We start from the raw sequence: 11,613 nt of genomic DNA, 5'->3' as shown, positions 1-11,613 counted from the left end.
GCTATTAGAATTGATAATTAATTAGATGGTACAAATATAAGAAAAGAAACGAACAATCAAACCGAAGTTGGGGTCACGGAAAGACGCTTCCCACGGAGTTGTATCCGTCTGATCGTTACGTGACTGAAGCATACCGGCAGCTTTCTCTTTTTCACCGCGATAAATAGCCGTACACCATTGTGCTACACGATTTTCAGGGAAATCCGTACTCCAGGCAGCTACCATACGATCTGCTTCCTGTACTTTCCCCGACTCGCGCAGAGCCAATGCACTTAACAGGTTACCGGAACCAAAATGAGAACGGGATGTTTTATATCCGGCTACAGCTGATAATAAAGCGGATGCTTTCCGGCTATCTCCCTGTCCTGCTGCAGCTTTTGCTTCCAGATAATCCTCCAGACGGCTGTCGATCATATTATCGTAAGGTTTACCTACACCTAAGTTCTCCGGCCACTCTTTAGAAGCTTCCACGCTCTTCATCACCTGTTTATAATTCTTATGGCTCAGTTGTTCCATCGCCCGGTACAAATTAGCCTCGCGGTAAACAGCGCGTCCCGCATACGAACCTTCATTCGGAAGAACCTGCATCCGGCTCAACAGAGAGATACAGGGTTGATACTGGCCTGTCTCACACAAAGCCTTCGCATATTTCAGACCGATATAATAGTTCGACGGATATTTCTTCGTATACTTCTTTCCCGTCTCAACGGCTTTCTGCCACTGATTATTGGCGACATAGTGGTTGATCAAAGCAAATCCGGTACGCCATGACATCTCTATCTGCTCTGCTTTCAACAGGTCAGCCAACCGGGATTCACCCTCTTTTAAAGAGGCACGGCTTAAATAGAATGGTGCATAGTCGGCTTCACCACAATTCTCCAGCAGCTCCAACGCTTTTGCCTTATCCTGGTTAGCCCACCGGATCAAAGCTTCATAATAATCGATCTTCCAGTCCGGCTGTACCGTCTTCGCCCATTCCAAGGCCTTCAAAGAAGAAGGACGGAAGGGAAATACCATTGCCGGAGAGAGAGCCGTGGCGCGTTGCAACAGGCTGCGGCTTTCATCGTCGTTGCCAGCCTGATGCAATAAATAAGCCTGTTTGTAAAGAGCAATCGGATAGTTACCTGCGCACGACAGGAGAGACAATGCTTCTTCTGTACAGCCGACCGATTCATACCATTCGGCCAGTTCCATATAGGTTTCGAAAGGCAGTTCGTTCTGAATCAGCGACTGAAAATCATCAATAGGATGACCGGAGCCTTCACCCTGGTAGAGCTGTTCAAAACGTGCGGCATGATACAGCGGAAGATCTTCCAGCAACGGATCGATAAGCGCTTTGGCTTTCTCCGGCTGGTTCGTCTTCCGATAAACCACCATTAGAACATGGTCAGCACTCAGATTCATACGATTGAATTCTTTACTTCTCAAGGCATAATGTTCAGCCTTTGCCCAGTTTTTATCGAGCAGGAACATTTCTGCTAATTTCTCATAGGCTGCACTACGTACTCCCGGAGAATAGGAAGCTACCGAAAAACCGTCTTTGGCATCCGTATGATTTCCCAATGCCATGTTGCATAATCCATACAGATAGTTGACATCTCCATCGTACGTGTTAATGCTTAATGCTGTTTTACAACGGGCTAGCGCTTCGTCATAACGTCCCTGACGATAATAAAGGGAAGCAAGATCAGTCAGTGCAGGCACGAAATAAGGATCTTTTTCAAGGGAAGCCTGTAAAAACGTTTCAGCCTTGTCGAGTACTTTCTGATTCATCCATTGCTCTCCCTGTGTATAAAGACCATATACCGAGTTCCAGTCAAAATCGGCAGGCAGTTGTTTCGGGCGACTGGTGATGTTATCCGAAGGTACTTCCGAATACACCAGCAAATCCTCGCCTACCACGACTTTCAGTTTACCGGCGGCAACAGCCTTATTCAATGGGATAGAATCTTTCCAGGTTTCCAGTACACCGCAGTTCAACGGGATGGAGTTCACTTCCTTTTCTCCTTCATACAGCTTTATGCTTGTAGATAATTTCTGCAAAGGAGAGAAATACAACTTCAGAAAACCGTCTTCCCTCAACACGTTAAGCGCTCCGATACGGCTCGCCTTTGAGACTCCTTTTATTCCTTTTACCGGGAACCAGTACTCGGTCCATCGATCCGTTGCCTGCGGACCGAATGCCGTATGTTTATAAGGAGTTAAGCTACTGTTGGAAGCAGGTTGGTTGTACATGCGACCCGATTGCAGTTCGATATACTGCCCGTCGGTATCCGTCAATAAATCTTCCCAGATACCTCCCTCACGGGAAAGGCCCCACAAGAAAATCTTCATTCCCAGTTTCTCGTCATAACCGGCATGATGGATGGAGCCGAAATCGTTGTCATGCCAGTAAGCACCATAGAAATCGTTATACTTTCCTACTATATGATACGATTTTGAATTGCCGAAGTCATTCTTTTCATACCAGGAGATATCACACCCCTGTTCATCCAGAGGGAAAGAATGGAGTTCGCCGCCATGTCCGATGTAGTTCGTTCCAGGATAGCAGAACTCGGCATTTCCCGCTGCCGGATAGCCTGCGTTCATCCACTGATAGTAAGGCTGGTCGATGGATGAACTGTTATGCCAGGTCGTTGTTGTCGTAAAGTAAGCCTTATCTTTCGGCAGATTCACTTCCACGGTCCACAGCGTCCGGGTTACCAGTTCATAAGAAGAGACATAACAACTCACACTTCCGTCCGGTTTCTGCCGGGTCACATAGTCGACCGGCGTACTGGAAGTCGGTGCATGACCGATAATACCGAAGTTGAACTCGATACCGCCTGATGTCCACGGACCGCGCATGGCTATATCACGGAACTTCACGACGTGGTTATTGTAGATAAACTCCTTACCGGTCGTTTTATCTACAGCTCCCCATATTTTTCCACCTATCTCAGGAAAGAGAGTCAGTTTGATATAATCATTTTCAAGAGAGACTACTTTCCATTGCCGGTCGGTTCCTTTAGCAGAAAAACCATCAAAACGGAAATAAGGATAAAACAGATCGGAGGGATCTGCCACCGGATCCGGATCGGAGAAAGGATACGTTTTAACTGTTTGTACATTTTCGGAGACTGTCGCCTGTTGCTGTGCGGACAATGGTTGCAATAGTGCGGTGGCACAAAGAAGGATGAGAATCTTTTTCATGGTAATTTCTTTAAATAATAAACAATTGTATATAAGGGAAATAATTTCCCTTATATACAATTAAGGAGTACATTTTCTGTAAACTATACTATACCAGCTTCTATTATTTTGCAATAATTAACAAGCCTTTCCCCTTCGGAACCGTGATCTCATCACCCGGTTTCCAGCTTGCTTCCGTTTGGAAATTTTCGATAGCCGGAGCATACAATGTTACTTTTGCCGGATCAAGCCCCAGTTTGGCCCAATCGATAGAAAGTTTAACCTTCGCATCGGCATCTTCCCAGGTCGCGAGCGAGATCAATGTCTTATCTCCCATACGGCGATAAATGGTAGACAGCGTCTTATCGCTACCCGTCTTCACCGGATTATCTTTCACCCAATAGCCGACCATCTCGCTGCCCTGCATGCCGAACGAATCCCACAGTTTCCACAAGGGTGCGTTGTCTACCCGCGGACTACGACCGGTCATACCATACAGCATTCCGCGCCAAGGATTACCTCCACCTTCCAGCATTTCACCCATCAGACCATACGGAATACCGGAAACTTCAACCAGCCAGAACTCCGGCGGGAAATCATAATTGAAGTATTCACCGAACCACAGACGGTCGAGGTAGGGGAAATGTTCCAGATACAAATTGGCACTATTGGCAAAACCGTCTTTCGGGTTATACTGATTGGCAGAATGCAGGTCGATCATAGCACCCGGATTCGTACGGTTCATCACTTTGCGGATACGCTTCATCGTCATCCGGTCGAAAGCCAGGTCATCGATATATAACCCGTCGATACCGACGTTCTTCATCAGCCAGTCGAGACCTTCCAGATAATAATTATGCCAACGGGAAACGCCACTGTTCACAATCGCTGCATCTTTCAGGTGAGGAACAAACCAGGCTCCGATATAATTCTGATCCAAATGTTCCTGTAACCAGGAGAAACCGCCGCCGGGACCTTCCGAGAATATCTCATTCCCCAGACTACGCAAAGCAAACATTTCCACACAGCTGTTGGACAACTCACGAACGGTATTGTAAATTTTCACCTTCATATCGCGAGCGTGAGCACCGTCGATGTACGCTTTCATCTCTTTGGTCCGCAGGAACGGATAGTTGATAAACGGATTGATAGCATTCGCATGATGGATATTGATGACATTGGCACCTCGCTTTTGTATGCCATCCAGGAACTCATAGTTATGATGATAACGTTCACGCCATTGTTTATCCGTATCGATCGGGCGGAACGGAGTCAACGCCAGGTTGAAATAATAATACAACCGGTCTCCTTTCTTCACGCTGCGTTTACCGGAATAAGCATTAATACGTGTTCCATCGGCTGCATTATGGATATCGATACCTCCATTTCCGGCATTACACCAGGATACCGGCATGTGCAACGGTTTCTGATGATAGAAATTGGTATTCAGCGGACGTTCGTATTTATTATCATACAGGCGGATCTGGATACCGGCATTGACATCACCTATCCAAACAGCATCCTGGTTTTTCTCTACATCCCATTTCCAGCGAAGATCATTCGGACAGTAACCGCCTTTCTCTCCCAGGCCCATCATATAACGTCCGACACCGGATACTAAATGTGTCCGCAACGCAACATCCTCCACAGAAGCATCTTCGCGGGCGACCAATGTCACTTTATATTCTATATTTCCATCCGACTCCATCTCTCCTTCCAGGTCCATCAGGAAACGGCTGTTCTGGTTAAGGGCTTTCCAGGCGATTGCACCTTGTTTATGTTTGGTGATTTCGAAGTTCAGGTTTTCCCATGCACCGCCATCGGCAGCCAGTTCCATAGGAGCAGCCAATACACTACGGCCATTCGTACCGATGCCCGTCATAGTCTCTTTGAAATAACTGATAATATGTTCCGGCAAACCTAAGTCAGAGAGTTTAACCTCACGTCCCAAACAGCTGATCGTCTTATCCTTCATCACCAGCGGCGTATAAGGAGCAATCACCTCATCATCAAAACCGATCTGCGAGTTCAGCCAGCGCAGACGGGAATGACGCCAGGGTTCGTTATCTCCATGATTGGCAATTACATTTTCCGAAACATTCAGAGAGACCTGTACGTTCTTGCTTTCGGCATTGGCGGCAGAGACAGTCACTGTTCCCTGATAAGTGCCTGCAGAAAGATGCTCCGGCAATTGGGTTCCAACCCATAATGCCTGTACTTTACCCTTATCCACAGAGCAATTCTTTTCAAAGACGGTACCGGTCACATCCGTCCCTTCCGTATTGAAACAGGTAAACGAAGAAGCCGGTATCTGCTCGCCGGTCGCTTTATTCGTAAGGGCGGAGAAATCGACATACAGATTCTCAACATTCGAACGTGCCGCCCACACACCTAACTGGAAGACATAATACTCTCCCTTATCCGCCTGCCCGTTAAAGAAATCATGCCGATTGTCGGCAATCCATTTATAAGGAATATCCGTAGTCATGCGAATAGGGAATTTGCGGTCTTCCGTAAAGAGAATATATTTCTCTCCGGGACGTTCTTTTAATAATCGGGCAGTCTCGTTCGATGTAGCGATCACTTCCATCGGATAGAAGCTGTTCAGCTCATTGATTGCCTGGAACTGTACGACTTTAGCAGCCGGAAGGGCAGGTGCTTTCTTCCCGGACAATTTATTTTTCTTTACCCAGTCAGCCGAAGCCGTATTTTCAAAAGCCGGGTAATTGACGGTAGGATAATAAGGGCTGCCGCTCATTACATTCTTCAGATAATAGATATAATATTCTCCCGGTACAGTCTGTGGCTGAAAAGCGACCTCTCCCCGCTCCCGGTCGATAGCAAAACGACATACATTCGTAATACGTTCACCAGTTGCAGCATCCACAACGATCAGATTCTTTGCTTCCGGGGTCAGATCGCGACGACGCCATTCAATCGTAGCCAATACGGCATCGGCCGGTTTATCTACAGCGACAACTACCCGATGGTTTCCCAGGGAATCGGCATTCCATGTACCCACCCCATAAAGTTCGTCCGTAGGTACAGACTGTGCTTGCAAACTACTATAGGCAAACAGGCAAAAAAGTGTAAATAGTAATTGTTTCATGTGTACTAGTATTTATCTTTAATATTGCTTTATACGATTGATCAATTCATCCTGCGGACGTCTTTTAGCCAGATCGGCGGGATCAGCCTGCTGGATAAAGAGATTCTTCAAACGTATGTTTTCTTCATTAAAAAACACTATTTCCTTGTCAGAGAAACTATCTTTTAACAGATCAAGGGGAGTACATAAGGAATACCCCAGTTGCTGCAATATATCTCCGGCTACGGATTCAAAGATAGCAATATCTTCGGAAGATAATTCACGCAAAAACTTTTTTGTATTGTCTTTCAGGATCGGTTTGGTTACATTTGCCCACATTTTGCCTGCTACCGCTGTATTTTCAGACTCCCGGCTCTTATAATAATCCATCACCCTATCAGAATAAGGAAGATGCAGGAAATCGCAAAGCTGCCGCATAATTTTTTCCGGACTGGCAATAAGCGTTTCGTAATTCAGCATAAAGAAATGATCGGCTGCCGTCCTGTCTTTCAAACGGAGAGCAGCTTCCTGGTCTTTCTTCCAATTTTCAGCCAGTGCATAAATATGTTTCTCTCCGACAATAGCCTTTTTAAACGAAAGGGCGACATCACGACCGTCCCGATATAGATAGATATAATAAGGAGAAATCCCGGTAGATTCAATGCCTTCTGCATACAGCATATTTTTCATGCTTTTACACAGCCAGAAAGAAGCTCCGGTCTGACGGGCCGCCGATTCATAAATCACCCGGAACAATTCATACAACGTTTGTTGCCTGCAGGCTGCTACCACTTCATCTGCACGAATAGTAATACCTTCCCAGGGAACCGGATTCACTGTGACCAACTCGCACACATCCTGTGCCAACCGATAAAAATTAGACTGATCCGTCAAATTGCCATATTTGGGAAGCAACGGTAAGAAACGCTGAAGAATATGCGGAGGATGGGGAGCAGCGATCTCCCGGATTCCGTCCAGCATGACACGCAACAGATTGGAACCGGACCGCTGAGTTCCAATCATTTGTATTCCTTGTATTGTATTCATAGAATTAGAATAAGATAAAGCCCGCCACGCCTGCTCCGATGATCAGGTAAACCGGACTGATTGTGTATTTTAGTGAAATAAAAAATGTAACCAGGAAGATGATAACCGAAACAACCGACAGCGTAATCGTCTGTCCGATCGTAACGGCTGAAGCAAAGATCATTCCGATAACAGCCGCCCGTACACCTTTCATGGCTGCTTTTACAACGGATGACTGATTCAGTATCTTTACAAAACGGGATAATAAGACGGTTAATACAGCCGGCGGAGTGAACATCGCCAACGTTGCCAGCAACGCCCCCGTGATACCTGCCACTTTATACCCGATGAAGGTCGCTGTAATAAATATCGGTCCCGGAGTGATCTGTCCGATCGCTATCCCGTCGGCAAACTCAGCCGAGGTCAGCCAGCTCAAATTCTCCACGAACAACTCATGCAAAGCCGGGATAACGACATATCCCCCTCCGAACAAAGTCAAGCTGATACCGGAGAAGGTCGATACGATCTGAATACTATCCGGAGCACCCGGATATTGTCCTCCCCAAAGTAATGTACAGAGTAATAGCAAAAGAACAACCCCGGAAATCATCAGCTGCCTGCTACCCGTCCGCTTCTCCCCATCTGATATCAACTCTTGTCCCACAGGCTGGCGAAACAGGAAACCGCCGGCTATCCCGCTACCGATGATCAACAGAAAAGTAACCGTAAAACCACCGATAAAAATCAGCAACAAAGCCGCCAGCAGGCAAACAACCCATTGGGCTGGCAATTTGATCGTCTTACGTGCCATCCCGATAGCCACCGTAACGATCAAAGCAGTAATAGCCGGAGTGATTCCGCTGAACACATTCTTTACCGCAGGTATATTTCCGTAGGAGAAATACAACCACGAAAGAAATATAACCAGTAAGAACGAGGGAATAATGATCCCGGCAAAAGCTACAACCGCCCCCGGTATCCCCCTTAGATGGTACCCGACATAGGCTATCGTATTTACGGCTACAGGTCCTGGCAGTACGGAGGTCAGGGAAATCCCATCCAGCAAATCTTCTTCTTTCAGTCTCTTGTCTACCTCCACTAACTGCTTCTGTACGATAGCCACTAACGACATATAGCCGCCGAATGCAGTAGCTCCTAGTTTCAGGAACGTAAAGAAAATATAGGAAAGTGATGTACGTTCCATATCACTTGATTTCTTTAAAATATTTATCCCAGGTTTCTACCGGAACATACACTGCCCGATAGGGGGCAAAGTGCAAAACACTTTCCCAAAGCACCTTTCCCTCCTTATCCGTAACCATCACCGAACCGGTCTTCGAGCTACATTGCAGCAGATTCCCATTAGGAAGCATAGATGCATTTCCCATACGGGAAGTATATTTATCGGCAGGCAATAAGGCATTTATCGTTGTCTCGGCCGTACGGTTCTCTTCATCCAACCGGAATGCTTTGCCTCCGGAACGCTGATTGTGTAAGCCGTTGTCGAAAAGCATCAGATCGCCATTCTCCATAATATAAGGCGAATGTTGGAAAGAGAAATAAGCCGTTGTATCCATCTGAAAATCACCGTCCCGTCCAAAACGCCAGACCAGTTCACCGCTTTGGGCATCCACCTTCCAAATCTGATCTTCGATAGGAGCTGACAATAAATAATTGCCATCTTTATCAAAACAAAGCCCGTTGATATGGAAACGGTCATAACGGTATTCTGCGATATACGGATCCTTCTCAATATCCCATACATCCCATGCCGACCAGGTTTTCAAAATATTTCCCAATGTGTCGATGACCATAATACCATCTCCCCCTAACGTATCCGTTTCCATTTTACCATTAACCGGAATTGTTGCCACTTTCTTCGGGCGGTACAATGTATGTATATGATGATCTTCATCCATTAATATATCATGATGAATCACTTGATAATCTTTCTCCTTTTCTACCTTATCCAAGTCAAGACGCCACATCGTTTCGCCCGTCAGCGACACTTCCGCCAATCCGGTTCCACCGGCAAAACCGATTGAACCACGCCGCATCGGTTTTTTATGTTCATCGTTGCGTACTTGCTCCGGAGTCATCGTATAATCATCTATAACATCCTTCACAAACGGACGCAACATTGCCAGGAATGTACCCCGCGGCGTAATAGAAGCAGCACGTACTCCAATATCATCTACCTGCCAAACCCAACGTACTTCACCCTCATTGTCAATCAATGCCATGTAGCCCGGCAAACGACCAAAACAAACTAATATCATCCCATCCCCCAAAGCTGTTGTGTCATGCGGATGTAGTTCATTAAACCAATGATTGACCAACCAAGAAGACTGCGCACGAGTTTTAAAAGTTAATTCTTTCGATTTCTGTTTAAACAAATTATCTATAATAACACGATATGTATATTCTGTATTGGCCTTTAAAAGCAGTAAATCAATATGATGAAGCGTGTCTGGCCGCGAAACTCGGGTACGATACGATTTTCCTGTCTTCTTTTCCGTATATTCGATATATACCGGAGCCGGCTTTGCCAACAAGATATCCACTTTATTATACATCGCCGTGTTATTAGGGGAAGTCAACGTAATAGATTTTAATGTATTCTTTTCCATCCACCCCCCAAATACTAACACAACACAAGCTATAACACCAATCACTACTACCAAACGCTTCATATCCATCTTAAATTATTAGATCAAATAAAAAGAGGATGTGTCGTCAAACTCTTTCCGTTTTTCCACACATCCTCTCCCCATTATTTATTTCGGTAACCGTGAAGGATTCTCTGCTGCCAAATTCGGATTCAATTGGGCATCATTCAACGGATACGGGAAATACCGTAAATTAGAAGTTACATTTGTTGGCTGGGTGATACCCAGTTTCTTTAAATGTGCATTTACAACTTCCTCATATTTACCGAAACGAATCAAGTCGGCACGACGCTGGAATTCAAACACAAGTTCGTACCCACGTTCTTTAAGGATAGCATCGTTCATGGCTTCTTTCGTTGAAGGAACAGGGAAACGATTGTGTTTCCCATATTCCGGAGCACCGGCACGAGCACGAATCTGATTCAGATAAGGAAGAGCGGCAACCGGACCATTCAAGTTATTCTCGATTTCCGCCTTGCAAAGAATCACATCCGATAAACGGAAAATGCAAATCGTACGCCCATCATAATAAGCATCCGAAATCATATCATAGGTATATTTCATGGTTGCCACGTTTTGCATATATTTGGTCGTATCATTCGGTACAACCGTTACCCCCTCATCCGGAACCATATAATGAAAACCATAATCAGATTGATCATCGCGTTTTGCATCCCCCGTATAATCATAATAAAAGAACTCACGACGCGGATCTTCTTTATCATAACTACGCCAAAAAGGAAGGGATACACCGTAATATTGCCAACGTCCCGGAACCTCCGGATGATCCGAAGGACCGAAGTGACAAGCAATCTCCGCCGCATTCTGCCCCGTCTCATGTAGCAAAGCGAAAATCATCTCCTTTCCATACTTATTGTTTTCCGACCATACATATTTAAAATCACTTTCCAATTCATACTGACCGCTGTTCAACACCATGTCAATATACGTTTTCGCATTTGCATAATCATGATTACGCAAATAAATCTTTCCCAGCAACGTAGCGGCAGCACCACTCGTGGCACGAGCCAAATCCTGACCACTCCAGCTAGCTGGCAAAAGATTGATACATTCTTTCAAATCGGCAATCAATGTCGCTTCAATCTCAGCTACCGAAGTCAATGCCGCATCATTCATGGTAAACGGGTTCTTCACCAACGAAGTAATAAAAGGAACCGCACCCCATGCATCTGTTAAATCACGATAAGCCATTGCACGCAGGAATTTAGCCTGTCCTTTCACCAAGTTCTTCTTTTCTTCCGACATATTGACTGCATCTACATTATCCAGAATCGTATTGGCATTTGATATCACATTATACATATCTCTCCAGTTGTTGCTGAAATAACGATTGCTGGCATCATACGTCATATTACTCAACTTAGTCGGGTCACCAGCAGCAGTAGAATAACCCATATCAGTGGCATAATCGGTAATCATAATCATATAACCACCATAATACAACCAAGAATCCCCCGGATAAGGATTCATATCCGAATATAAGCCCACTACAGCAGCTTCGATATCCGACTCCGTACCATACGCATTCGCCGTCGTCAAATTACTATATATTTCAGGATCCAGATCAGTACAAGCCGAAACCAATCCTATCGTAACCAGACCTAATAAATATTTCTTATAACTCATTGTCAAATTCTC

Annotated in this window: 6 protein-coding genes; all 6 read right to left on the bottom strand. The window is 45.4% G+C overall.

The window, feature by feature from the left end:
• Positions 1–21 precede the first annotated feature (21 nt).
• The gene (locus M1P97_RS09300) at positions 22–3,192 is read right to left on the bottom strand and encodes a DUF5107 domain-containing protein (protein WP_249388909.1); all 3,171 of its coding nucleotides are present in this window, start codon (positions 3,190–3,192) and stop codon (positions 22–24) included.
• A 103-nt stretch (positions 3,193–3,295) separates the two neighbouring features.
• Complete coding sequence (locus M1P97_RS09295; protein WP_249388908.1) at positions 3,296–6,280, bottom strand: glycoside hydrolase domain-containing protein; 2,985 nt, start codon at positions 6,278–6,280, stop codon at positions 3,296–3,298.
• A gap of 18 nt (positions 6,281–6,298) precedes the next feature.
• Positions 6,299–7,306, bottom strand: a complete 1,008-nt coding sequence (locus tag M1P97_RS09290) for a sulfotransferase family protein (RefSeq protein ID WP_249388907.1) — start codon at positions 7,304–7,306, stop codon at positions 6,299–6,301.
• Between the two features lie 4 nt (positions 7,307–7,310).
• Positions 7,311–8,489 carry a chromate efflux transporter gene (gene chrA, locus M1P97_RS09285; protein ID WP_249388906.1) on the bottom strand — a complete coding sequence of 393 codons (1,179 nt, stop codon included), beginning with the start codon at positions 8,487–8,489 and terminating at the stop codon, positions 7,311–7,313.
• A 1-nt stretch (position 8,490) separates the two neighbouring features.
• Positions 8,491–9,978, bottom strand: a complete 1,488-nt coding sequence (locus M1P97_RS09280) for an aryl-sulfate sulfotransferase (RefSeq protein WP_249388905.1) — start codon at positions 9,976–9,978, stop codon at positions 8,491–8,493.
• Positions 9,979–10,062: 84 nt separating this feature from the next.
• Positions 10,063–11,601 carry a RagB/SusD family nutrient uptake outer membrane protein gene (locus tag M1P97_RS09275; protein ID WP_249388904.1) on the bottom strand — a complete coding sequence of 513 codons (1,539 nt, stop codon included), beginning with the start codon at positions 11,599–11,601 and terminating at the stop codon, positions 10,063–10,065.
• Between the last annotated feature and the right edge of the window lie 12 nt (positions 11,602–11,613).

It is taken from the genome of Parabacteroides leei (assembly GCF_023369805.1).
In the GTDB taxonomy this organism is placed as follows: Bacteria; Bacteroidota; Bacteroidia; order Bacteroidales; family Tannerellaceae; genus Parabacteroides; species Parabacteroides leei.
This window is presented reverse-complemented; position numbering and strand designations above follow the sequence as displayed.